At 37.6% G+C, this 23,122-nt stretch carries 24 protein-coding genes; 15 read left to right on the top strand and 9 right to left on the bottom strand.

Translation table 11 applies throughout. The features are described from left to right. Nucleotides 1-34 precede the first annotated feature (34 nt). Together ACR30L_RS11705 and ACR30L_RS11700 are read left to right on the top strand one after the other, a co-directional pair. Nucleotides 35-583: a DJ-1 family glyoxalase III gene (locus tag ACR30L_RS11705; RefSeq protein WP_435234433.1), complete on the top strand. Its 549-nt coding sequence runs from the start codon at nt 35-37 to the stop codon at nt 581-583. Nucleotides 584-946: 363 nt separating this feature from the next. Beyond that, the gene (locus ACR30L_RS11700) at nt 947-2,272 is read left to right on the top strand and encodes a hypothetical protein (RefSeq protein ID WP_435234432.1); all 1,326 of its coding nucleotides are present in this window, start codon (nt 947-949) and stop codon (nt 2,270-2,272) included. A 91-nt stretch (nt 2,273-2,363) separates the two neighbouring features. Here the strand turns inward: ACR30L_RS11700 and ACR30L_RS11695 are convergent, their stop codons facing one another. Next, the gene (locus ACR30L_RS11695) at nt 2,364-3,989 is read right to left on the bottom strand and encodes a cation:proton antiporter domain-containing protein (RefSeq protein ID WP_435234431.1); all 1,626 of its coding nucleotides are present in this window, start codon (nt 3,987-3,989) and stop codon (nt 2,364-2,366) included. 191 nt (nt 3,990-4,180) lie between these two features. Here ACR30L_RS11695 and ACR30L_RS11690 point away from each other — a divergent pair, with 191 nt between their 5' ends. The 5 genes from ACR30L_RS11690 to ACR30L_RS11670 all read left to right on the top strand — a co-directional run bounded on the left by ACR30L_RS11690 (nt 4,181) and on the right by ACR30L_RS11670 (nt 8,312). Then, a complete protein-coding gene (locus ACR30L_RS11690) occupies nt 4,181-4,945 on the top strand; it encodes a hypothetical protein (RefSeq protein ID WP_435234430.1) in 765 nt (254 codons plus the stop codon). Between the two features lie 271 nt (nt 4,946-5,216). Continuing rightward, entirely contained in the window at nt 5,217-5,480 is a 264-nt protein-coding gene (locus ACR30L_RS11685) for a PepSY domain-containing protein (protein ID WP_435234429.1), read from the top strand. 20 nt (nt 5,481-5,500) lie between these two features. After that, nucleotides 5,501-6,202, top strand: a complete 702-nt coding sequence (locus ACR30L_RS11680; RefSeq protein ID WP_435234428.1) for a response regulator transcription factor — start codon at nt 5,501-5,503, stop codon at nt 6,200-6,202. Beyond that, entirely contained in the window at nt 6,192-7,577 is a 1,386-nt protein-coding gene (locus ACR30L_RS11675; protein ID WP_435234427.1) for an ATP-binding protein, read from the top strand. Before ACR30L_RS11680 ends, ACR30L_RS11675 begins: the two co-directional genes overlap by 11 nt. Before the next feature lie 90 nt (nt 7,578-7,667). After that, nucleotides 7,668-8,312, top strand: coding sequence for an OmpA family protein (locus ACR30L_RS11670; protein ID WP_435234426.1), 645 nt, complete (start codon nt 7,668-7,670; stop codon nt 8,310-8,312). Nucleotides 8,313-8,445: 133 nt separating this feature from the next. Here the strand turns inward: ACR30L_RS11670 and ACR30L_RS11665 are convergent, their stop codons facing one another. The 5 genes from ACR30L_RS11665 to ACR30L_RS11645 form a co-directional block, all read right to left on the bottom strand. Beyond that, the gene (locus tag ACR30L_RS11665) at nt 8,446-8,973 is read right to left on the bottom strand and encodes a glycine zipper 2TM domain-containing protein (protein WP_435234425.1); all 528 of its coding nucleotides are present in this window, start codon (nt 8,971-8,973) and stop codon (nt 8,446-8,448) included. 87 nt (nt 8,974-9,060) lie between these two features. After that, nucleotides 9,061-9,777: a Sir2 family NAD+-dependent deacetylase gene (gene cobB, locus ACR30L_RS11660; protein ID WP_435234424.1), complete on the bottom strand. Its 717-nt coding sequence runs from the start codon at nt 9,775-9,777 to the stop codon at nt 9,061-9,063. Between the two features lie 184 nt (nt 9,778-9,961). Beyond that, nucleotides 9,962-11,773 carry an FAD-binding protein gene (locus ACR30L_RS11655; RefSeq protein WP_435234423.1) on the bottom strand — a complete coding sequence of 604 codons (1,812 nt, stop codon included), beginning with the start codon at nt 11,771-11,773 and terminating at the stop codon, nt 9,962-9,964. Between the two features lie 3 nt (nt 11,774-11,776). Continuing rightward, nucleotides 11,777-11,992 carry a 4Fe-4S dicluster domain-containing protein gene (locus ACR30L_RS11650; protein WP_435234422.1) on the bottom strand — a complete coding sequence of 72 codons (216 nt, stop codon included), beginning with the start codon at nt 11,990-11,992 and terminating at the stop codon, nt 11,777-11,779. Between the two features lie 24 nt (nt 11,993-12,016). After that, the gene (locus ACR30L_RS11645) at nt 12,017-13,399 is read right to left on the bottom strand and encodes a ferredoxin reductase family protein (RefSeq protein WP_435234421.1); all 1,383 of its coding nucleotides are present in this window, start codon (nt 13,397-13,399) and stop codon (nt 12,017-12,019) included. A gap of 328 nt (nt 13,400-13,727) precedes the next feature. On the opposite strand from ACR30L_RS11645, the gene ACR30L_RS11640 reads away from it, so the two are divergent. Together ACR30L_RS11640 and ACR30L_RS11635 are read left to right on the top strand one after the other, a co-directional pair. Next, nucleotides 13,728-13,922, top strand: coding sequence for a hypothetical protein (locus ACR30L_RS11640; RefSeq protein ID WP_435234420.1), 195 nt, complete (start codon nt 13,728-13,730; stop codon nt 13,920-13,922). A 104-nt stretch (nt 13,923-14,026) separates the two neighbouring features. Then, on the top strand, nt 14,027-15,076 hold the full coding sequence (locus ACR30L_RS11635) for a hypothetical protein (RefSeq protein ID WP_435234419.1): 1,050 nt from the start codon (nt 14,027-14,029) through the stop codon (nt 15,074-15,076). A 356-nt stretch (nt 15,077-15,432) separates the two neighbouring features. Here ACR30L_RS11635 and ACR30L_RS11630 read toward each other — a convergent pair whose 3' ends face one another. Next, nucleotides 15,433-15,633, bottom strand: a complete 201-nt coding sequence (locus tag ACR30L_RS11630) for a hypothetical protein (RefSeq protein ID WP_435234418.1) — start codon at nt 15,631-15,633, stop codon at nt 15,433-15,435. Between the two features lie 335 nt (nt 15,634-15,968). On the opposite strand from ACR30L_RS11630, the gene ACR30L_RS11625 reads away from it, so the two are divergent. The 4 genes from ACR30L_RS11625 (at nt 15,969) to ACR30L_RS11610 (ending at nt 18,667) form a co-directional block, all read left to right on the top strand. After that, the gene (locus tag ACR30L_RS11625; protein ID WP_435234417.1) at nt 15,969-16,238 is read left to right on the top strand and encodes a hypothetical protein; all 270 of its coding nucleotides are present in this window, start codon (nt 15,969-15,971) and stop codon (nt 16,236-16,238) included. An 85-nt stretch (nt 16,239-16,323) separates the two neighbouring features. Further along, nucleotides 16,324-16,923, top strand: coding sequence for a thiol:disulfide interchange protein DsbA/DsbL (locus ACR30L_RS11620; RefSeq protein WP_435234416.1), 600 nt, complete (start codon nt 16,324-16,326; stop codon nt 16,921-16,923). 371 nt (nt 16,924-17,294) lie between these two features. Next, entirely contained in the window at nt 17,295-17,531 is a 237-nt protein-coding gene (locus ACR30L_RS11615) for a hypothetical protein (RefSeq protein ID WP_435234415.1), read from the top strand. Nucleotides 17,532-17,722: 191 nt separating this feature from the next. Further along, a complete protein-coding gene (locus ACR30L_RS11610) occupies nt 17,723-18,667 on the top strand; it encodes a LysR family transcriptional regulator (protein WP_435234414.1) in 945 nt (314 codons plus the stop codon). Between the two features lie 31 nt (nt 18,668-18,698). Here the strand turns inward: ACR30L_RS11610 and focA are convergent, their stop codons facing one another. After that, nucleotides 18,699-20,192: a formate transporter FocA gene (focA, locus tag ACR30L_RS11605; RefSeq protein WP_435234413.1), complete on the bottom strand. Its 1,494-nt coding sequence runs from the start codon at nt 20,190-20,192 to the stop codon at nt 18,699-18,701. A gap of 339 nt (nt 20,193-20,531) precedes the next feature. On the opposite strand from focA, the gene ACR30L_RS11600 reads away from it, so the two are divergent. Further along, complete coding sequence (locus tag ACR30L_RS11600) at nt 20,532-20,867, top strand: hypothetical protein (RefSeq protein ID WP_435234412.1); 336 nt, start codon at nt 20,532-20,534, stop codon at nt 20,865-20,867. Between the two features lie 52 nt (nt 20,868-20,919). Further along, nucleotides 20,920-22,101: an HD-GYP domain-containing protein gene (locus ACR30L_RS11595; RefSeq protein WP_435234411.1), complete on the top strand. Its 1,182-nt coding sequence runs from the start codon at nt 20,920-20,922 to the stop codon at nt 22,099-22,101. A gap of 9 nt (nt 22,102-22,110) precedes the next feature. On the opposite strand, the gene ACR30L_RS11590 is transcribed toward ACR30L_RS11595, so the two are convergent. After that, nucleotides 22,111-23,085 carry a Gfo/Idh/MocA family protein gene (locus tag ACR30L_RS11590; RefSeq protein WP_435234410.1) on the bottom strand — a complete coding sequence of 325 codons (975 nt, stop codon included), beginning with the start codon at nt 23,083-23,085 and terminating at the stop codon, nt 22,111-22,113. Nucleotides 23,086-23,122: the final 37 nt, after the last annotated feature.

Raw genomic sequence — 23,122 nt, 5'->3', positions numbered from 1 at the left:
ACAGTGTTTTATTAATTAATCTTGGGAGAATGTGATGAAAAAAGTAGCGATATTATTGGCCGTTGGATTTGAAGAAATAGAAGCAGTTACTCCCATTGATTTTTTACGCAGAGCGGGAATTGAAGTTATTGTCTGTGGGATTAATGAAGAGAGCGTCACAGGTAGTAATGGGATTGTGCTTAAATCTGATTGTGGATTTGATGACTTACCTACTGACCTCGATGGCATTATCTTGCCGGGTGGTATGCCGGGGGCACTGAACTTATCTCTTTCCGTTGGTGTTTCTAAAATATTAAAAGCCATGGATAAGGATAATAAATTGATTGCTGCTATTTGTGCGGCTCCGGCAATTGTGTTGAGTGCCGCCGATGTACTTAAGGGCAAAAAGTTTACATGTTATCCCGGTTTTGAAGATAGAGTCTCTAACGCTCAGTTCACTAATGATCGTGTTGTTCAAGATGGTAATTTGATCACTAGCCGTGGGCCAGGTAGTGCTGCTGAGTTTTCAATTGCGATTATCGATTATCTTGTGGGGCACGAAACAGCTAATTTTGTAAAACAGAGTACTTTACAGAATTGGTAATTGTATGCTGTGAGTCATTCGTGAAATATTTGAGCGACTAACTGTTATACCCGTTTGTGATTATTATCGCGATATTTGTCATGATTAGTGTGTCGTTAACGCTCACCCTACATTTAACCCTTAAACGCGTTCTCTCTGATAGCGGTAAAATATAGACGATGCCGAGCGTATGGCTGGTTGAAAAATGACCACTTAAACTTGAGTTAAAAACGATAACTTATTGAATTAAATGCTTAAATATTTTTTTCATAGAATAATGAGTTGGTATTGTTATTTTTTTACTATTAGTTGAGCAATTGATTAGTGTATATTTCAATGTATTGATTCAGATAAGCGCACCATTATTCTACGTCAGGTTAAATTATGTCAGTTCTCTCATCAAACAGTGTTTTTACTTCTCTTCAGCAAAGTGGGCCATTTGCTGTACCTGATAGTGTCCGATATGCAGGGCGTTTTTCAGCACAAACCCGTGAATGGGTCAAAAAATTACAAGAAGATCCCAATAACGTTGCAAAATATCGCGCTCTTTGTAGCCAAATTTTTGAATTCTTAGAAGTTGATAATATTGAACAAATTCAACTGTTGATTGGTAATCAAGAACTGCGTCAACAGCGTAGCGAGCGAGCCTTGCACCTTGTTGGAAACATGTTTGGTATCAATGGTAATTTTAATGAAATAAAAAGTCGTGTCGATGAATATGCACGTACTGCCGATGCTGTTATTCATTCTCTTTCCGGTAAAATTCTTTTGCCATATGCTTCTCATATTGAAGCGACCAATGAAATAGAAGTGACTAATAACCCTGTTGAATTATTGTTGATTATGTTTAACGACGCTTATCATAAAAAAGCACGATTTGAAGCGCGCCGTAAACTTATCTTAATGACACTCGCGGGTAGCATCGATCAACGTGAACGTGAAACCGATATTGAACATAAATTTTCTTCTTTCTTAGCGTTTCTAAATGGGTATGTTTGGAGTCCTAATCTCAAGATCGGCGATTTAGATCCCGTCTATTTATATTCAACCCACAGTAATGAAGACTATCGTTGTACTGGTGTAACAGTGCTCAACCCGCTACAGGCAAATCTTGCGGAGCAAGGACAAGATAAATACGAAAAACTAACGATGATAAAACGTCGTAGTTTTAATGCCGGTTCAAAGAAAACCCCCATTTATGTTTCTATTCGTAAGAAACCACCAGAAGCAAAAGTGCTTAAGTTATTACGTAAAAATGAGAAAAATCCGGCTGTTGCGGTAGATGATGAACTTGGTTTAATGGGCGTACTTGATTCCGTTAGCGATGTTAAAGCGTTCCAAAAACATCTAACACGCAGTGCTTCTAAAGCTAATTCCTTAATGGTGCTGGAAGATATATCTGACACATTAATTGAAAGTACGCAATATCGAGGTAGGGCAGTTGGATCGAGTGATAAAACGTCGATGATGAAATTCTTTGCTCGGTTAGGTGGTATGCGTGTAGAGTTTATCATTCATACCAATCAAACATGGCTAAATTATATGTATCAACAAGATGTGGCTCATAATGAGTATGAAGTGAAACGCATGTTTGATACGGGCGTGATTGAGTTATTATTCCCCATGGATATATTCCATCTTGACCACATTAAAACGCGAAACGAAATGGTAAAGTTCTTCCGCAAACAGATAGAGTCATATACTCTCTAGCTACTTGGTAGGCATTACTCCGCCTGTAATGCCTCGTTAATATTCCCATTAGCCTTCTAGCGACACTAATGGGCGATATACCTGTTACCAATCAACTACTTTCTCGTGAATTATTCTTTTCAAGTAAGCTTTTCTCCACCAACAGTTGTGCTGTTTCGTATTGACCATGCACATAATGTTGTATAGGGAAATCTGCGAGGTCGAGCTTTTCTTTAATGTTATTTATTTTTACCAGTAAATTGGCTTGCGGATAATAATTCAGTACCGCCTCACAAATCACCTTTTTGGTTGCAACGGACTCCAGTGCAAGAATAATACTTGAAGAGTTTTCGATTTTTAAGGATTCGAGTACAGGCAATTTTTCTAAATGCCCAAAATACGCTTTATACCCGCGTATTTGTGCAATTTGAACATGTTGTAAATTGTCGGAGATAATAACGAAATTTACATTTTGTTTTTGTAATTCTCGGGCAACAATACGGCCTACCGTAGTGAAACCACATATAACCGTATGATGTTTTATTTCAATCGGTGTTATCTTATCGGATTCAAAAAATTCAGTAACAAACAAGGCGGCGAGTTTATAGATATTGTTGACCATAAAGGGGGTGACGATCATAGAAAGTACGGTCACTAAAATAAGGAAATTACTTAATTGAGAAGATAAAATATTTTCATTACTAGCAAGTGTAAAAATGGCAAAGGAAAATTCGCCTATTTGACAAAGTGCAATACTGGTTTTTAAGGCATCACTTTTATTCGATTTGCGTCGTATCAAGAAGTAAATCAATAGCGCTTTTATCAGCATTGCAGAAATTAAGACCGAGAATACCATATACAGGTTCATGGCAAAGTAAATCATATCGATTTTAGTACCGATGGAAAAGAAAAAAGCCCCTAGTAATAAATCTTTATAGGAAGCAATATCCGATTCTACTTTTACATGAAAATTGGTTTCGGCGATGATCATCCCTGCAATAAACGCACCGAGCGAATAACTAAAGCCAACCTCATGAGCAAATAAAGAGGTGCCTAAAACAATTGCGAGAACAGAGCCAAGAAAGAGTTCTTCCATTTTTGCCCTGCTTGAAAAATGAAGTAACCATTCAATTAGCTTTTTACCGAGGGTAAACATAAAACCAATAATCAATCCCGCATAAAGTAAGGTATTGAATAAGACGTCGGTGACAGAAAGGTTATCCTTCGATAAAAAACCAATGAGTAATAAAATAGGGATAACCGCTAAATCTTGGAAAATAAGTACGGCGACTGATTTTTCACCGTAGGGGGTGACAATATCTTTGGATTTTTTTAAATAGGGGACAACGATTGCCGTTGATGACAAGCTAAAGGCAAGTGCAATTACAATTGCTGCTGTGGATTCAATATGAATAAGATAATGTGTTACTAAATAAATAATTAAGGCGCTACCTGCAACTTGCATAAATCCATTGAAAAAAATTAATTCCTTCATTTTTTTCAATTTGGAAAAAGACATTTCCAAGCCAATAGTAAACATCAAAAAAACAATCCCAAATTCACCGATTAATTCTAAAGAGGTGAGGTTTTCACTGCCATTGAAATTAAATAAATTACTAATAATGGTACCAGTAATGATGTAACCAATAATATGTGAAATAGAAAATCGGCTAAGTACAATATTAACCACGCTAGCAATGGCAAGTGATACAGCAATAATGATCAGTATAGAGTCCATCGTCGTCCTTTAAAGGTTAAAAATAACAAGGTTTGATGAGAGAAATGCAATTTGGATATTTGAAGTGAATCACATCTTTTAGGTTATATCTAGCAATTTTATGCGCTGACCTTGAAATAGACATATTAAGCCCCAGTATAAAATTACCGCCATGCTAGAATTATCTAGTGGTGTTTTTATAGGGAGTTTCAATGAAGAAGTTATTCCAGACCCTTTGTGTTTTATTGGCTATTTCATCTCAAGCCAATGCCAATTCAATCAAAAATTTAGATCGTAACCTCGATACTAATCAATTCTTATCTTTCACTCAGCCAGCGCAGGAAGAGTCCAGCGATAAACATTTGGCTAAACTATACAATGTTCAAGCATTCCAATCTGCTCAAATCAAGCAGCCTTACACTGAATTTGAGCAACTTTATCAACAAGCTATCGCAGGACAAAGTGAATTAGAAGCAATTACCGAACGTATTGCTGCACATAGTCATAGCGATGTTCTTTCATCCGGTGTTAAATCTAAATTACGTGCCATCGACAAAATCAATACAGACCTTTCGGGGGATAGTGAGAAAATCACTGATTTAGCGCGAACTTCTATCGTTGCGAAAGACGTTGCGACGTTAATGGACGCATTTACTTTATTTGATCAACAAACTGAAATTGTGCGTATTAAAAATCGTTTTGCTACACCAGGCGCATCAGGTTACCGCGATTTAAACTTACTAGTGCGTTTACCTAAAACCCAAATTATTGCAGAAGTTCAGCTGCATCTTGAAGCTTTTTCGAAAATAAAAAATGGGAGAGAGCATCAAAATTATGAACAAATCCAACAAATAGAGCGTATACAGCTAACTGATAAGCGACCACTTAGTGAAATTGAATTGGCTGCTATAAGTAAATTGAGAAAAGAATCTCAACAACTTTATCAACAAGCTTGGAATCAATACTTAACCGCTTAAATTTATTTACCTCCGTTTAATTTGCAGTTATTTTTATAACTGCAAACTTTCCATTCAGCTTCGGTTCATTTTCATTCTGTTACACTACTTATTGTTTTTATTACAAGCCTTAAAAGCGTTTTTTACTTTGTTTATTCGCAAGTAGAATAACTAAGTATCTGCTTTTATTGAAAAATTAATAACACAGGCTAAAATGAATGTTTATTTACTATCACCCATGCCTTAACTATTATTATTTTGATGTTAGGGACTTAACTAAGATGGATTATATATGAAACGAACATTGTTATTTTCTCTGATGGCCTGTTTATTTTATGTGGTGATGGGAAGCAGTAGCTATGCGGCTAATCTAAAGGTTGAAAATAGAGATCAGGCAGTGCAGTTGGTGAAACAAAAATATTCAGGGAAAGTACTTAATGTTCAATCTTCTTCTCAACAACATACCCCGACCTATGTGGTAAAATTGCTATCGAATAAAGGGGTTGTTTTTTATCTTCAAGTCAATGCCGTTAATGGTCGAGTCAGTAAAAAATAACCTAAAATAGGAGCTAATTAATGCGTATTTTATTAGTTGAAGATGACATTAGCTTACAGCATAACCTGAAGGTGCAATTAACCAAGCAAGGATATTCTGTCGACCTTGCAAGTGATGGTGAAGAAGGGCTTTTTCAGTGTGTTGAATATAATTACGATGCGGCTATTATCGACGTTGGTTTACCTAAACTTGATGGTATCAGTCTTATAAAAAAGGTTAGAGAAAAACAAATTACATTCCCCATTATTATTTTAACGGCGCGCGATAATTGGCAAGATAAAGTTGAAGGGCTGGATGCAGGCGGGGATGATTACCTGACGAAACCATTTCAAACGGAGGAATTAGTTGCGCGATTAAATGCTTTAATCCGTCGCGCATCGGGTAAAGCGAGTCCAATCATACAAAATGGCGTATTTAGTCTTAATACCAGTAGTTTTGAAGTTAAGAAAAATCAGCAAACCATTACTCTTAGTGGGTATGAATATAAATTGTTTGAATACCTTATGCTACATCCCGGTGAAATCAAATCTAAAACCGTATTAACGGAACACCTCTATGATCAAGATTTTGACCGTGATTCCAATGTTATTGAAGTCTTTATTCGCCGTTTAAGAAAAAAATTAGATCCCGATAATACTTATCGTTTGATTGAAACGTTACGAGGACAAGGGTATCGATTGAGTATTTTGACTGATCCAGTAACGGAATCCTATGGTGAATAACGCTCGAATTTCTCATGTACTACAACGTAGCTCATTAAAACTACGCCTTATTGTAAGTGCTTTATTACTGATATTGGTGATTATGCCAACCATTGGCTTTACCCTCAGTAATGCGTTTATGAATCAAGCAAAAAATGCCATACAAAATGAGTTGAGTGCTTATGTTTACTCCGTGTTAGCGGTTGCAGATATTGAAAATCAACAGTTATATATGCCGGAACAACTGTTAGAAAATAGATTCAATGTCATCCAATCTGGTTTATATGCACTTATTTCTATGCCCCAAGGCGCGTCGATAAATACAGTCGTATGGCAGTCTAATTCCATGCTTGGTATCGCTCCACCGACAGATTTACCGATGCCTGAAATTGGCGAAAGTAACTTTCAGGAAGAGGTGGTAGAAGGTGACCCCTATTTGATATACAGCTTTACTGCTAGTTTTGAGCAAAAAAAGAAGCAAAATGGCGAGTGGATGCAATTTCCAATGACGATTCATATTATTAAGGATCAGAGTGATTTTAAATTACAGGTCAAGCAATTTAATCATCAACTTTGGATGTGGCTTTTAATCTTGATGGTGTTTTTATTAGTGGTGCAATTGGCGTGGTTAATTTGGACGTTAAAACCCTTAGCACGATTTAGTCAAGAACTAGTCGATATTGAACAGGGACAAGCGCAACAAATGACAGCACGTTATCCCTTGGAGTTACAAGCTGTTGCGCAGCAAATGAATACATTGCTTAATACTGAACAAAATCAACGTAAACGTTATCGTAATGCGCTTTCGGATCTTGCACATAGTTTGAAAACGCCCTTAGCCGTTATTCAAAGCCAAGCGGATTTAAATAGTTCGTCAATTGAACAGGTATCGGTGATCAATAATATAATTGGGCATCAATTAAAGCGTGCGCAAACTGCAGCGGGAGCCTCTTGGTACTTAGGTATTAGGGTAAATGAGGTGAGTGAAAAATTGATTCGCGTGCTCACTAAAATTTATCGGGATAGTCATATTGAGATCAGCGCAAATGTTGATCAAGCGTCTATGTTTAAGGGAGATCAACAAGATCTCAGTGAAATATTAGGGAATTTGTTAGACAATGCCTGCAAAGCGGCAAAAAAACAGGTTTTATTATCGGTCAAACAAGCCAATAAACAGCTGACTATTGTTGTAGAGGATGATGGAGAAGGAATTCGACCAGAACAACAATCGCAAATATTAGAACGGGGGATTAGAGCAGATTCATACCAGCGTGGACATGGTGTTGGATTAGCCATCGTCGCCGATCTAGTGGATAGTTATAATGGTAAACTTGCGGTGAGTGATTCAACATCGCTAGGAGGCGCTAAATTTACTATCTCTTTTCAGGTTGGTTGATATTTGTGTTTGATTGAGTAAGTAAAAGTAAGAATGATAAATATAACCAAACGTATAAAATCTAATTGATAAAAACAAGGTAAGATTATAATGAAAAAAGTAATTAGCACATTAGTTATTGCAACCGTATTAAGTGGTTGTGTTGCACGTCAGAATGCGACTACAGGTGAAAGTGAAACGAGCCGTACGACGATTGGTGCATTAACCGGAGCCGTTGCAGGAGCACTTGCTGGCGCTGCAACGGGGAAAAAGAATGGCGCGCTATTTGGTGCTGCCGGCGGCGCTGCTATTGGTGGTGGTGTTGGATATTACTTTGATCAGCAAGAAGCCGCATTAAGACAAGAGTTGCTTAATTCCGGTGTGCAAGTTGAACGTGTTAGTGATAACGAATTACAACTGATTATGGCACAGGGCATTGGCTTTGCGAGTGGTCAATATGTATTAAGTTCTAGTATTTATTCAACACTAAATGGTGTGGCTAAAATTTTAAATGAATACCCGAATTCATCGCTTATTATTAGCGGCCATACCGATAGTATTGGTAGTGCAGAATCTAATTTAACCCTTTCTGAGCGTCGTGCTGAGTCTGTTGCTAATTACCTTATTCGTCAAAACGTAAAATCTGGGCGATTATCAACACAGGGATACGGAGAACGTCGCCCCATTGAAAGTAATATGAATGAGCAAGGGCGCGCAGCGAATCGTCGTGTAGAAATTAGAATCGTTGCCAATTGAAAATAGGGGAGATATTCCCTCTTATTAGTTCAAAGCCCGTTGATATTTTCATCTTGAATAGTAATGGGTCTATGATAAATAATAGGCATTAAAAAACCGAACATTAAGTTCGGTTTTTTCGTTTTAGGTAGGTTTAATAGGGTTGAACGCTCATGCGTATTCTAATTTTGTTACCTGGATGATGGTCCATTTGAGTTTGATATTCATTACCTTGATATCGATACCAAACATCATAGCCAACGGTTGTTTGTTGATAATTAACATTTTGAGTGACTTGGCAGCGTCGTTCATTTTTGTAATAAACGCGATTGGAATGCGCATAACCTTCACGAGAAATATTACTGCCAACCGATGCCCCAATTACTGCACCAATGACCGTGCCAGCCCCTTTGTGGCGGCTAACATTATTACCAATTGCACCGCCGATAATCGTACCGATAATTGCACCCGAAGGTGAAGCGGAGTAATGGCCTCGTTCTTTGTATCGTACTGGTTCATTCCAACATTCTTGCTGTGGAACACGTTGCGTAACAACACGAGTAATAGGCTCAACATGTGTTACTTTAGCCCAAATAACAGGCTCTCGATTCGGTTGTTTAGCCCAGCTTACTGGTGACGCCAGCATGGTGGTAATTAAAGTGGAAAGGATTAGCTTATTCATTTTATAGCTCCTTATTCAGTATTTCGATTTCTATGGCTAAAGTATAGTTGAGTGAAGCTGAACTGAAACTGAATAGTCGTTAATGTTTTACTGATTCAATAATGATTCGACCAAAGGTGGGACAAGTTCCGTTGCCTTGCCTTGACGTACTTGTGTAAAATAGCTGCCCGTATCGCTTTCATCCAAGTTGATTTCAATCGAATCTGCCCCTGCGTGCATTGCTTCTTGAACAAATCCCGCTGCAGGATAAACTTTACCCGATGTGCCTATTGCGATAAATAAATCAGCCTTTGCTAGATGCTCGTAAATGGTGTTCATTTCAAGTGGCATTTCCCCAAACCAAACAATATGAGGACGTAATGGTTGAGTTGGTTGGCAGCAGGTACAATGATCTTGGCTGGTTAAATCATTGGGCCAAGCATACACTTTATTCGTTTTTGGACAATGTACTTTTAATAATTCCCCGTGCATATGGATCACATTAGTCGAGCCTGCTCGTTCATGGAGATTATCAATATTTTGAGTCACTAATAAACATTCACCATCAAACTTTTGTTGTAGTTTTGCTAATGCGTAATGCGCCGCATTTGGTTTTATGTCCGGTTGAGAAAGGGCTCGCCGACGTTGATTGTAAAAGTCGAGTACTAATTCAGGATCTCGAATATAGCCTTCAGGTGTAGCAACATCTTCGACACGATGATCTTCCCATAGACCATCAGCAGCTCGGAAAGTTCGAATACCAGATTCTGCTGAAATCCCCGCTCCCGTTAATATAACAATTCTTTTATGTCGTTTACTGGTCAAAATAAAACTCCTTATTCAGAGATGTAGCTATATTTTATACCTAAAAAGAGGGGAAACGAAGTTCACAAAAAATAAAAAGCCCAAGTAATAGTGACTCGGGCTGAATAAGGTTTTTATACCCGTTACCATTCAAGATGCTGATTTCTGCATCTTGAATGGTAACGGGTATATATTTAATGTTAAATTAGCTAAATTTAGGCCAAATATCGAAAGGTTGTTTCTCAAATACCATTTCGCCATCCTCACCTTTGTGGATATTAATCCAAGCTTCCCAGTTTTTTGAATCTGTCTCTGGGTAATCGATGCGATAATGGCTACAACGACTCTCGGTACGCATAATTGAAGCTTTAAGTTTCATTTCAGCGGTAATGATCATATTTTCTGTTTCATGGGCAAGACGAAGTTTATGTAAATCATCCGCCATTAACATGGGAACATGGTGTTCTTTTAGCTCTTCAACATAAGCAAGGGCCGCCTGCATTAAGCGCTCTTTTTTTATGTATAAAATAAAGTTTGGAATCATGATGCCTTGTAATACTTGTGTTACCCAAGCAGGACTATAACCAGTTTTACGATTAAGCGGTGCGAGTATTTCTTTTTCAACTTGTGCAAGTTGTTTATCGGAAGCCTTGATGATTGAGAGTGATTTACTGGCTTTGGCGGCTGCTTCTCCTGAAAATGTCCCTTGAATACAAGAGGACGCTGAAGAGCCACCTATCTGCGTATAAATACCACCGGACATATAGGAACCCAGCGCGTCACCAGCGGCATAAAGTCCGGGGATGGTCGTTAATCCATTCTCATCGATTGGCACTAATCCTTCAGATTTATGAATGGCCATTCCCGCGCTTGAACCACCAACGCTTTCTCCCCCCATTCCTGGCGGGCCGGAACGGTCTTTACTACCGAATATTGATAAAAGACCACCTTTATTTTGAGGCCCGGGAGGACCCGCATGACCTTTGCTACTGAATATAGACAGCAGGCCACCTTCAGGTTGTTGCTGTTGAGGAGGCATGCCAACATGTCTGAAAGCTGGCGGTGTATATGGGCCGCCTACCACTTCAGATATTTTATTGCCCGGTTGTGGAGGTCCCATTGAAATCGGTCCGCCTGAAATATAAGCCTTATAGTTAAGTTCTACGCCAAGATCATGATGTATTTCTGCACTTGTGGTTGATGGTTTTTCTTCGATTTGACCATGCCAATTGTCGTAGCTAGATCCAGAGTTTTTTGCGGAACCGGGGTGACCATCATTCCATTCTTTACCGGTGATTTTTGCACCAATTTTGTAAGCCATAATTGAGCCATCGTGAGTGAGGTCACAGACTGGGAAACCGTTTGGTTTGAAACCACCTGACCCGGTACAAAGAACGACGGTCTTAGCCTTAAAATGAATCACTTTATTTGTGTTTAGGCTAAACCCTGAAGCACCAACGACACGACCCTGTTGTTTCAATAGGTGAGTGATCATCACGCGTTCAACTAAGGGAATATTACGTTCTTCAATGGGTTTTAAAAAGCTATTACGGCATAAGGCTGAGTCAAAAAATCCCCATTTCTTCAATTGTTCTGCATGTGAGTAGGAGTGTTCGGCTAATTGACGAGTGAAGACCGGGTTATTGGTATTAATAGCCGATTCGGTCACTTTGGCTACAAACTGCTCAACGCTCATTTTGGATGTTTTAGGATCGAATTTAAACACACCTTTAGCAAATGGGGTTAAACCTGAGCGACCAAGACTTCCCTTAGCAACGATCATTGTACTCGCGCCAGCATCGTGTGCTTTTACAGCTGCAAATAATCCAGCAAAACCACCACCGATAACTAACACATCCGTTTCTCGGTGTTCAATATTAAAGTCTTTATTAGTTATCTTGGGTTTGTTAACCGTTGGTTCTGCGTTACTTGGCAATGAAGCAAGTGCAGACGCACCAAGAATGCCGCCAGCAACTCCAATAAATTGACGACGAGAAAGGTTTAATTTTTCAGTCATTAGTTATCTCCAAGAAACCATCACAGGGATGGTTTTTTCTGCATTAATCGTAATTGCGTCAACTGGACAATATAATCGGCATAAATGACATATTTGGCAGTCTTCAGGATAGGCTATATAAGCTCTTTGTTTGTCCTGATCAAATTGTATAACGTCTGTTGGGCACGTTTCTACGCAGGTTTCACACCCGATGCACCCCGCAATTTCATGAATGGCCATAATGGGCTTCCTTCTAAAATTTTATTAAAACGATAGCTGTTCGTAATGAATGTTTGATGGTTTGATTCCTAGTGCTTTGAGGTGCTTATTAACCCCTATAATCATTGGTTTGGGGCCACAGAGGTAAACTGACCATTTATTAATAGCAGAAGGGTTTAGGTTACGTTCAATAATTTGTTTATCGATGAGTCCCTGATAAATATCTGGATGGTTTGTTGCTTCCTGGCAAATTAGTTGTAATTTGAAATCACAAAGTTGTTTTTCATAGGCACGTATTTGATCAACTAAGGCCATTTGTTTCATGGCATTGTTACCGTAGAGAAGTCGTATCGGGCGCGTATCATTTTGTTCGGCTAACCCATTCAATAAGCTTAATATAGGGCCTAAGCCTGCACCGCCTGCAATTAAAGTGATGCCTTTCGCTTTACGACTATCGTTAAGTGTCATACTTCCATAGGGCCCATCTATGTAAACTTCTTGTCCTTCCTTCAGAGAGCCGAGAGTGGAGGTATAATCGCCAAGTTCTCTGATAATAAATGAGAGATGTGGTAAATCCTGTTTTCCTGAGGAAATAGAAAAAGGATGTTCGTTAACACCGTGTAAGGACTTGCTGGTATTTAGCCAGACGAATTGACCAGGTTCGAAATAAAATTCATCTCCGGCTTTTTTTTCAACGGTGACTTGCCAGTCGCTACTACTGACCGGGGTGACACTCCTTAGTGTAAAAGGTTGGCGTTTAAGTCGTGCGGGTTTGACTAAGTAATTGTAACCGACCATTGCCAATGAACAGGCACATAATGCCCACCAAAGCATGTCAAAATTGGGTTGGAATTGTCCATGGCTACCAACGGTAGTGATATGTAATGTGGCTAAAATAGTAATAGCAACAAACCCGATTAAATGTGCTAAACGCCATGTTTCATAACGCATCGGTAGTTTGTTTTTGTACACTGATAGCAATACCCACAGAATTAATAGAACCCAAGCAATTAATCCAGTTAACATTTGTGATGCAGTAATGACTTCAATCAGGCTATCAATCCCATCCTGATAGGAAAATAAAAATCGTGGGGCGAGGATAAGAATGGGGTGAAAAAGAAAAATGATGCCAAGCCATTTTCCTATTTTTTTGTGTCGCTCAACACTCCAGTCTATATTGGCAAAAATTGGAAATTGTTTAAGTCGGCTACCTAGTGGAAATTGGATAAAAAAAGCCATCATGGCCAGCATATTTACGATGGTTAATATTTTCGCATAGACCGTTTTTGGATCCATCTCAATCATTTGTGAAATGCAAAAGGGAACGATCAGTAGAATTAGGTAACCTATCGATAATTTGTATTTCTTTCCCAGCCTGAGTTGGAACCGCGAAGCTGATTTAGAAGAGGGGGCTGCATGGGTCGTCATTTTTCACTCCAATTTTGTTGTTATTTTTATATTAATCAAACCTTATCTAAAAAGTGGTTAATACGAGGTTAAGGTTGTTAAGCATAAAAATAATATTGAAGGGAATCGCTTAAATATGTTGTGATAATTGAATCTATTGTGCAAAGGGAAAATAGAAAAGTGTTTTAATACAATAGGTTATTTATTTCCCTGCTATGAATTTTATCCTTACTTTATCCTTATTTTAATTGTGTCTATAATCGATTCTTTAATTCATGATATTTGAACAATATTTGCATGCTTAACTCCTACAATGATTATTTATGTTTATATTAATTAGGAGTAACAAATGAAAAATAAAATAATAAATCTAGCTTTGATTGTCATGTCTACGTTATTACTTTCCGCATGTGTAGGAGGACCAAAGGGTGGACATCATGGACCCAAGTTGTCCGCTGATGAAATATTTCAACAAGCCGATCTAAATGGCGATAACTTACTGACATTTGAGGAGTTTAAAGCGTCATTACCTGAAAAAAGATAAGAGGTAATGTGGAGGGGATGATGTAGTTTTGCTATGCTATCAACAGTCATGCCAATTTTTATGTTATTTATTGGCAAACTAATTATAATAAGGACGTCACCCCTATGAAGAATTTGTTACTTGCAGTTATAACAACATCATTAATAACTGCCTGTGCAAACACAGAACTTGCTACTCAAAAAATTGATAATGCGGCAATGAAGCAAGCTGCCCAGACCAATATAACACCCACTCAAGCCGTTGAAAATGCATATTTAGCCTTAGATAAAGCAAATAAAAATGAACTTACTTTTTATACACCTTTACATTTTAATGGGGTACAAAAAAGTTTTGATAAAATTACACTATTGCAACAACAGAATTCCGTTTCTCAAGACTCAAGTAAAGATAAGTTGATCATTACAGAGGCCTTTAAAGCTCAAAAATTGATTGATGAAGCTTCACAAGTTAAAAGCAATATTGAACATTTATTGTTTGATTCGTTAAACCATAAAGAAGTATTAGATCAACTTGATAGTAAAAAAGCCTTCCCTAAAAAATATAAGAATATAAATAATGATTTGGTTGATTTATTTAAATTAATTGAACAAAATCGATCTGATAAAGCATTGAAGAATCAAGTCGATTTGATTGAGGATATGACCGAGCTAGAAATTGATACCTTAGTCGATACCTATGTTAAGCCGGCAATATTTATTCTTGATAAAGCAGAAGATTTTGATGCCGATGATTATGCTGAAAAAACCTTTAATTTGGCTGAGTTATCAATTGAACACGCAGAAAATTTTATCGCTGAAAATCCACGCAATATAGCAGGCGTTAAGGAAGCCGGAGAAGATGCTATTCTTGCTGCCAAACGCGCATTAAATATCGGCCAATTTTCAAAAAGCTTAGTAGAGTTGGATGAAGAAAGAGCTGAAATTAAAGCCCTAGAGATGGAAGATTTATTGAGTGCAATTATTGATGGCTTTAATGCAAATGGATTAGAAGGGTTAACCTTGGATGAACAATCTCAAGAGTTGGCTCGATTAGCGAGAATACAAACGAGTAAATTGAAACAACAATCTTTATTAATTAACAATCACACAGCGGAAAGTACTGTTAATGGGACCGAAGCCGTGCCTGCTGAGATAAATACGAATATAGTTAATTAAATATCAATAAGTTAAGGTCTGTTTATCTTTCGCTACCAATTGGTTTTAAAAGATAATCAGTCCCTAATAGTATACCCGTTACCAATCAAGATGCGTTTATCAGTCACTAGCTCGGATACCAGGGCAAGGCGTAACATGAAGACAATGGCTAGTCCTTATCGAATGTTATAACGCAGTATTGGTGTTCGAGCTAGTGACCCGCAGGGCAAGACGAGAGGCAAACATCTTCGTTGTTATAAAGTCTCGATTTAACCCGTTAGATTTTCACCTTTATGCCTAGAATCTGCTCACCTCTCGTCTTGCTGATTTCTGCATCTTGAATGGTAACTGGTATATATCTATTTTTATCGCTGTGATTAATGGATTGGTGGACTATTTTTATCATTAAACTGAGCGAAATGAGCTTCTAGAATTTCGGGTGTTAATTTACCTTCGGCTTCTAATTTTTTAAATTTTTCAACGATGGCTTTTTGCTCTTCAATCGAAGGTAGTGGCTGTTCTGACTGTTCGTCAACTTGCTCTGCCATCGTCTCTAATTCTTTTTCGAAATCGGTCATGATAGTATTCCTTAGCTAATAAAATGAATATAATTTTACGCAGTTAATGTATTTTATTCTAGATAATATGATGACCTTTATAAGTTAATCAGTAGTTTCTCGTTGCTGTGATAATATTTACAGGTTATTATGTGCTTCTAATGATAATGGCACTCGTTTACTTCTCCTCTTGAGAAGTTGTTTTTTAACTATCGCTGCGCGGATTGAATATTTTGTTACGGTGTAATGTCTTAATTTGTAAGTTATTGTTAGTGACTTTATTGACATCTGTCTTTACAGTTGCCTCTGCAAATAATTTCACCTATAGTATATTCACAGATAAAAACCAAAGCGTAATGAAAATGACGCTCCAGGAATGTAAATCAAAGCATAAATTAGCACACAGTCTTAAAGAACAAGTCGCCTGTAATGAATTAACTAAACCCGTACCAACCAGTTCCTGTGCTAGCTCTATTAATCTACTAACTCTCTTCCCTGCAATTTTATTAACGGAGTTTTCCAACCATTTAGTTACTTCTTTGGTACTTATTAAAAAGAAACAAAATGTGAAAACCTTTGCCTTTACTGAACGTATTGAAAGACCTCCTATTAGAACTATATTATAAATCATTGTGTTACCTAAGCAGCAAATACTATTCGGTATAGGCTGACTATAAATTAATAATATAAATTCTATTTGAGAAAATACCTATGAAAAAACTATTTACACTATTAACTGTTTTACTACTAAGCACCGTTGCACAGGCCGCTGACTTTAAAAAAGGGGTTAATTACCGAGTGATTGGCTCACAACAATCCGATAAACCTTCCGTAACGGAGTATTTTTCATTTTATTGCCCGCATTGTTATAACTTCGAACCAATGATCGATGAAGTAAAGAAAGGACTGCCTGAAGGAACTGATTTTGAAAAAATTCATGTTTCATTTATGGGAGGGAATATGGGAGTATCAATGGCGAAAGCTTATGCAACAATGAAAGTATTAGATGTTGAAGATGACCTGATTCCTGCTATGTTTTACCAGATCCATGAATTGAAAAAAGCGCCACGCAATGAAAAACAAATGCATGATTTTTTCGTTAAAAATGGTGTTGATGGTACTGAATTCGATGCGGCTTTTAATAGCTTTATCGTAAGTTCAATGCAAAGCCGTTTTGATAAATCATTTAAAAATGCAGGATTACGAAGCGTGCCTAGTGTTGTGGTTAATGGTATCTACCTTGTCACTGCAGGTAGTGTAAAATCTACCGCTGAATACATTGAACTCGTAAAGTATTTATTAGCTAAATAAATAAAAAATAATACACTGATAGTGGCAGCACTATCAGTGTATTTATTCTCCATTATCGCACTGTCTAAACTTCCATTTTTCTCATCTTCTGTATCTATTATCATACTTTTAATGCTCTTATTTTTAGTCTTAATCTCTGTTTACTGTTATTTGTTGCTAATGATTGCGCTGAAATTTAATGTATTTTCGACATAAATCACTATTGATGCTATTTGAAAGTGCTACGGTGATCTCATCTGATCAATTGCGTTGTTTGTTGTATGGCAAGTGATTGTATTAGAAGCACTAAAAATAGAAGGTCATTGACGTGCATAACAGAGTCTATCTGCGAATTAATCCGATGACCCACCTAGCAATAAAACGAGGAAATTATGAGTTGTATTTTTAGATTTAAAAGTGTGTTAGCACTTGGATTATTAGGCATTTTGAGTGTGCTATTGGGAATTTACATGGCGATATTTGGTGAGGTACCTTCAATAGGCGGTAAAGAAGCGCTTATGTATCTTGTTGGTATCGATCGTTTGATGTGTATTTATCCCATTGGCTTAGGGCTAGTTTTTTGTTTTAAAGCTAAAAAACAATATGATAATAGGGCGATTATTGAATAACCCTAACAATCATGATGTTCTAGGGGAGGGCATAAAACCTATAAGAATGGTGGAACTGTTTAGGGATTGATTGAAGTCAATATTGTGTTTAACTCCTTTTGTTTAAGTTGTAAATTGCAGGTATTATCCTTAATAAAGTGAGTATCAATTAAATTGATACGGATAAAATATTTATTATATGGGAAATATTAATGAAATTTTCGCTGAAACAATTAGCTGTATTTGATGCAGTTGCCAATCAAGAAAGTGTGAGTGCAGCTGCTCGGCAGTTATCGATGACGCAGTCGGCTGTTAGTATGTCTCTTTCGCAGTTTGAAAATGTCTTAGATCGCCCATTATTTATTCGTCAGGGAAATCGTTTAACCTTAAGCCATTGGGGGCGATGGTTACGTCCTAAAGCAAAACGTTTGCTACAGGATGCTGAACATATTCAAATGGGCTTGCATGATCAACGTATGATCAGTGGCAATTTTAGCTTGTATGCGAGCCAAACTGCTGCGGAGCATATCCTACCGAAATTAATTAGCCAGGTTGATTCAGATTTTCCAGAGCTACGCATTAGCATTAAAGTTGAAAATACCGAGCATGTTATTCAATGCTTACTTAATCATCAATGTGATATGGGAATTGTTGAAGGGCGTAATGATGATAGCCGTATCAATCAGAAGAAATTAATTGATGACCACCTAGTTGTATTTACCAATCCACATCATCCCTTTGCTAATTCAGAAAGCGTTAACCTAGCCCAGTTAGAACAAGCAAATTGGGTTTTACGAGAAGTGGGGTCGGGTACCCGACGTATCTTCGATGGGGCTATTCATGGGCTTATTGATAATATCAAAGTCTGGAAAGTCTACGAGAGCGTACCGGTATTGAAAAGCATGGTTGAAAATGGCTTTTACCTTGGGTGCTTGCCCTATTTAGACGTTGCTAAAGAAGTGGAAAATGGGCAATTAGTTATTCTGCCAACGCCTGAGTTTGATATGAAACGTAGCTTGTCTTTTGTGTGGAGAAAGGATAGCGGTGATAATCCATTGCGTGATTGTATCTTAGCGGAAGCACGGCGATTAATGATTAATAACGAAAGAGTGAAAGATGAAGCAAAGGTTAATTTGCTTCAACTTTCACAAAAGTAAACCGTTAATAATGACGTTAACTGATTGTCATTTACGCTGCATCAATTGCTTTTGAATGCGGTGCATATTCTTTAACGATTAAGCTGCTTAGTTGGCGGCGTGTAATAATACCGCAGAGTTTGCCATCTTCAATAACAGGATAAACAGACGGGTTGTTAGTTGACGCTGATTTTAAGCGTTCTTCGTAGCTTTGGTAAATACGACTGGTTAATACACCGCTATCATTTACTGGGAATAATTTTTCTTTATCGACAACCATAAATTCAAGTAGTGCTGTTGCAGGCTCTGCAGCATCAACGGTCAAAATTTCAGTTTGCATTGCATGGCCGACGGTGTAAGCCAGTTCCGCTGAGTATTCTTCAGACCATAGCAATCTTAAAATATCCTGTTGAGAAACAAAGCCAATTAAGTGTTGAGTTTGATCAACAATCGGTGCCGCTGTGATTTGGTGTTCATCTAGTAATGATAGAGCTTGGTAAATATTTTGTTCTTTAGTGAGTACAAGTGGAGCCGTATCCATGATGTCTTTTACTAATAATTTATCGAGTGCGCTTTTCATAATAAGGGTTTCTCCAAAGGTTGTTAACGGTTGACTGTCGTTGTGTGTCAAATTGGTTGTTACTGTTGTTGGTAATGTTGTGCTTTTTTCTTTGCCTTCATTTTCAATTAGCCAGTAGCCTAATCCTACAAATACACCACCACCAACGATGTTGCCCAGTGTTACAGGAATTAAGTTATGGAAGATAAAGTTAGATAGCGTTAAATCTGAAAATTCTGCAGCCGTAAGGCCGTGTGCAATATAGAATGATGGATCGCTCAATGCTTTAATCGCAAGGCCAAGTGGAACCATAAACATATTGGCGATACTATGTTCAAAACCACTACTAACAAACATTGCAACCGGTAAAATTAATAGGACTGATTTAGTGAGTACATCCTTACTGGTGAATGTCATCCAAGTACCTAAACAGACTAATAAGTTACATAAAATGCCGAGTGCAAAGGCTTGTGCCCAATTATGCTCTATTTTATGATGTGCAAGTTTAAGCGCACTAATTCCCCATTCGCCACCGTCTAGTAAGTGCATTTGAGCAACGACGACTAAAGTCAACATAATCATAGCCCCGACGAAGTTACCTGCGTAGACTCGGCCCCAACACTTGATTAGTTCACCCGTTGAAAAACGACCTTGTGCCCAACCGACGGTACTAAGTACGGTACTGGTAAAGAGCTGACCATCGCATACAACCACTAAAATTAAACCTAAACTAAATGCGAGGCCACCAGCGAAGCGAACCACACCCCAAGGTGCGTCACCTGCACCGGTTGTGACTGTGATGTAAAATACAAATGCGATAGCGATAAATGCACCAGCATAAATTGCTAGTGAGAAAGATTTGGCAAAAGATTTGTCTACTTTGTGGTAGCCATATTCTTCTACTTGCTTAACTACACTATCCTCGGCCGAACTGTGGTCATGGTTTGCATTGACCAGTGTAATTGGATGATTATTACTAAGATCCATAATGTGTATCGTGATTAATCACGCCTCTAAATTAATTGACTATATAATTTTTCAACACGTTACTTTTCTTAGGCGGACATAAAGAAAAGTTTTATGGTGTTAAATGAATGATGTTATCCCTGACCTCGCTCAGAAGACCCACAAACAATAACGGAAAAATATACTTAATAATAATTGATAATATAAATAGAGAGATTCAATTTAATTGAATAAAGGGTGGTTTGAGCATAAATAATGCCTAAAAGCACAGGGTGTGAACTTTGATTATGGAAAATATTGCTAACCATCTATAATGACAAGTATTAATATACTATTAACAGATCGTAATTAAGGTAATAAATGACGGTAATTGATATTCCCGAACATAAAAAACTATTAGTTCTTTTTAGGATGGAACCGGGATCGCTCGGCCCTGAAGGGAAAAATTATATTCAAGAGTTCTGTGAATTTGCTCAAATCCAATTACAAGCCTCGGCGAAACCTTATATAACTTGGTCCATCATTCCCCGGTTTGATAAATCTTTAGCTGAAATGGAATTCCAAATAGCAGGAAAAAAAATGCCAGAAAGCAAAGTAAAACAGTACTTAGGTCTTTTTGATGAAAATTTATCTGATTTTGAAGATGAATTAGACAATAACCTTGAAGCAATTGTTAATCAATTTTTTGGCCGATAATGATGTTTTACACTAATAGTGTTGTAATTGATTGCAAGACAATAGGGTCTTTATGTTAAAAAAAGTGAAAGTAACGCAATTACGTAAAGGTATGTATATCAATGATTTAAAATGTGGATGGCTAAATCATCCCTTTGCATTAAATCGTTTTAAACTCGAAAATGAAAATGATATTCGTAAAATGATTGCTGCGGGGGTCAAAGTCATTGAAATCGATACAGCTAAAGGATTGGATGTATCGGAGACTAAAAAGGTCAAACAAGCTACTCGTCCTATCACCCCCATTCAACCTGAAGTAACCGAACAACAATCCACAGGAACTATTTCTGCACAACAGGAGCTTCGTCAGGCTAAAGTAGCTTTTGCTGAAGCGGGCGAGTTCATCACTGAAATGATGGCGCATGTTAAAATGGGTCAAAATATTGAATTGGAACAGGTAAATCCCGTTATTAATAAAATGAGTGCTTCGGTTTTACGTAATCAGAATGCATTATTGGGGTTATCTCGTATTCGTGTGATGGATAAATATACCTTCGAACATTCTGTGAGTATTTCAGTGTTAATGATGGCCTTTGCAAAAGGGCTTGGCTTATCAAATAAAATTATTAATGAAGTGGGTATTGGTGGCTTGTTACATGATATTGGCAAGACATTAACTCCCCCTGAAATCCTTAATAAGCCAGGGAAATTAACTGCTGAAGAATTTGTTATTATGAAAAGGCATGTGGTAGATAGCCATAATATTTTACAGAAAACAAAAGGGTTATCGCAGATTGCGCTTGATGTGGCAGGTCAACATCATGAAAAATTTGATGGCAATGGTTACCCCCATGGATTAAAAGGCAATGCGATTAGCCTTTATGGTCAAATGTCAGCGATTACCGATGTTTACGATGCACTGACTGCAGATAGGTGTTACCACGTAGGCAAAGAGCCTTCGGAGGTGTTAAAACTGTTATTAAAGTGGAGTGGTACACACTTTAACCCAGAGCTTGTTCAAAAATTTATTCAATCGGTTGGTATTTATCCGCCGGGCAGTTTAGTACTTTTAAATAATGGTTTTTTAGCGAAAGTGGTTGATATACATGATAATATGTTGAAACCTGAAGTACAGATATTGCGCCATGCAAAAACTGGTAAAGTGATTCAGAACCAAACTATCAATTTAACTGAACATCCCAAGATTAAAATAATGAGCGTTGAATCCTATGTTAAGTGGGATATTCAAATCTAGATTCAGTTATTATTGCTGATCGGCTGGAAATATTACGCCGGTTAAACGTCTAATTTCTGTAATAATATCAGCCGTTTGTTGTGAACGTAATACTGCCGTTGGATCCATTCTTTGTTGCGTTATTTGCTTAGCAAAAGAGGCAACTTCATACACCATACTGTTTGCGTGTTGCACGACTGTTAAATCAGTTTTATTCGGTGTGTAAATAGAAACTGCATCACAGGTGTTCAATTGTTTAATAACAATACTGCCTGCTTCCCCCTGAATCTCACTTGGCAATACGGAATTACTTATTTTGGAGTGGTCGATTGTCACTGAAAATCCATCATAACCAAGTAATACGCTGCCGCAACCATCGACGCCCGAATCAAGTAAAGTAGCAGAAGCTTGGATTTGTGTGGGTTTGCCAAATAAGCTTACGCAAAATGCGACACAGTAATAACCAATATCCATAATTGAGCCATTAGAAAAGGCAGGATTAAAGGTATTTGGATTTTCACCATCGAGATATTTTTGGTAGCGGGATGAATACTGACAGTAACTTAAATGGGCTTTTCGTAGTTGGCCTAATTGAGCAAGGTTATTATTTACCTGCATAAAATTGGGTAAATGCGCGGTCATATATCCTTCGAACAAAATGACATTATTATCACGTGCTGCTTGATAAAGTTGTGCAACTTGTTTGCCGGTTGAAGCTAAGGGTTTTTCACAAATAACATGTTTACCCTGTTGCAGCATAAAAAGTGACTGTTCAAAGTGAAGAGAATTTGGGCTCGCAATATAAACGGCATGCACTTCGGGATTATCCGCCAATGATTGTAAATTATCATAGGCGTTGTCGACCGCAAATTTAGTCGCAAAATCCTGTGCCGTATCGATAGAACGTGAATACACAGCCACCAATTGAAGGTGATTTTCTACATGGGTTGCGTTAATAAATTTTTCACTTATCCAGTTACTGCCAATGACTGCAAAATTGATCATCTAAAAACTCCTCTGCTGATGATATAGTATGTAGAAA

Source organism: Psychromonas saccharinae, from assembly GCF_051201515.1.
Classification (GTDB): Bacteria; Pseudomonadota; Gammaproteobacteria; order Enterobacterales; family Psychromonadaceae; genus Psychromonas.
The sequence above is the reverse complement of the archived record's forward strand: the minus strand, read 5'-3'. Positions and strand labels throughout refer to the sequence as shown.

What these genes read in the sequence shown, in the direction of transcription:
- ACR30L_RS11705 (WP_435234433.1), top strand. Translation starts at nt 35, where the DNA reads ATGAAAAAAGTAGCGATATTATTGGCCGTTGGATTTGAAGAAATAGAA.
- ACR30L_RS11700 (WP_435234432.1), top strand. Translation starts at nt 947, where the DNA reads ATGTCAGTTCTCTCATCAAACAGTGTTTTTACTTCTCTTCAGCAAAGT.
- ACR30L_RS11695 (WP_435234431.1), bottom strand. Translation starts at nt 3,989, where the DNA reads ATGGACTCTATACTGATCATTATTGCTGTATCACTTGCCATTGCTAGC.
- ACR30L_RS11690 (WP_435234430.1), top strand. Translation starts at nt 4,181, where the DNA reads ATGAAGAAGTTATTCCAGACCCTTTGTGTTTTATTGGCTATTTCATCT.
- ACR30L_RS11685 (WP_435234429.1), top strand. Translation starts at nt 5,217, where the DNA reads ATGAAACGAACATTGTTATTTTCTCTGATGGCCTGTTTATTTTATGTG.
- ACR30L_RS11680 (WP_435234428.1), top strand. Translation starts at nt 5,501, where the DNA reads ATGCGTATTTTATTAGTTGAAGATGACATTAGCTTACAGCATAACCTG.
- ACR30L_RS11675 (WP_435234427.1), top strand. Translation starts at nt 6,192, where the DNA reads ATGGTGAATAACGCTCGAATTTCTCATGTACTACAACGTAGCTCATTA.
- ACR30L_RS11670 (WP_435234426.1), top strand. Translation starts at nt 7,668, where the DNA reads ATGAAAAAAGTAATTAGCACATTAGTTATTGCAACCGTATTAAGTGGT.
- ACR30L_RS11665 (WP_435234425.1), bottom strand. Translation starts at nt 8,973, where the DNA reads ATGAATAAGCTAATCCTTTCCACTTTAATTACCACCATGCTGGCGTCA.
- ACR30L_RS11655 (WP_435234423.1), bottom strand. Translation starts at nt 11,773, where the DNA reads ATGACTGAAAAATTAAACCTTTCTCGTCGTCAATTTATTGGAGTTGCT.
- ACR30L_RS11650 (WP_435234422.1), bottom strand. Translation starts at nt 11,992, where the DNA reads ATGGCCATTCATGAAATTGCGGGGTGCATCGGGTGTGAAACCTGCGTA.
- ACR30L_RS11645 (WP_435234421.1), bottom strand. Translation starts at nt 13,399, where the DNA reads ATGACGACCCATGCAGCCCCCTCTTCTAAATCAGCTTCGCGGTTCCAA.
- ACR30L_RS11640 (WP_435234420.1), top strand. Translation starts at nt 13,728, where the DNA reads ATGAAAAATAAAATAATAAATCTAGCTTTGATTGTCATGTCTACGTTA.
- ACR30L_RS11635 (WP_435234419.1), top strand. Translation starts at nt 14,027, where the DNA reads ATGAAGAATTTGTTACTTGCAGTTATAACAACATCATTAATAACTGCC.
- ACR30L_RS11630 (WP_435234418.1), bottom strand. Translation starts at nt 15,633, where the DNA reads ATGACCGATTTCGAAAAAGAATTAGAGACGATGGCAGAGCAAGTTGAC.
- ACR30L_RS11625 (WP_435234417.1), top strand. Translation starts at nt 15,969, where the DNA reads ATGAAAATGACGCTCCAGGAATGTAAATCAAAGCATAAATTAGCACAC.
- ACR30L_RS11620 (WP_435234416.1), top strand. Translation starts at nt 16,324, where the DNA reads ATGAAAAAACTATTTACACTATTAACTGTTTTACTACTAAGCACCGTT.
- ACR30L_RS11615 (WP_435234415.1), top strand. Translation starts at nt 17,295, where the DNA reads ATGAGTTGTATTTTTAGATTTAAAAGTGTGTTAGCACTTGGATTATTA.
- ACR30L_RS11610 (WP_435234414.1), top strand. Translation starts at nt 17,723, where the DNA reads ATGAAATTTTCGCTGAAACAATTAGCTGTATTTGATGCAGTTGCCAAT.
- focA (WP_435234413.1), bottom strand. Translation starts at nt 20,192, where the DNA reads ATGGATCTTAGTAATAATCATCCAATTACACTGGTCAATGCAAACCAT.
- ACR30L_RS11600 (WP_435234412.1), top strand. Translation starts at nt 20,532, where the DNA reads ATGACGGTAATTGATATTCCCGAACATAAAAAACTATTAGTTCTTTTT.
- ACR30L_RS11595 (WP_435234411.1), top strand. Translation starts at nt 20,920, where the DNA reads ATGTTAAAAAAAGTGAAAGTAACGCAATTACGTAAAGGTATGTATATC.
- ACR30L_RS11590 (WP_435234410.1), bottom strand. Translation starts at nt 23,085, where the DNA reads ATGATCAATTTTGCAGTCATTGGCAGTAACTGGATAAGTGAAAAATTT.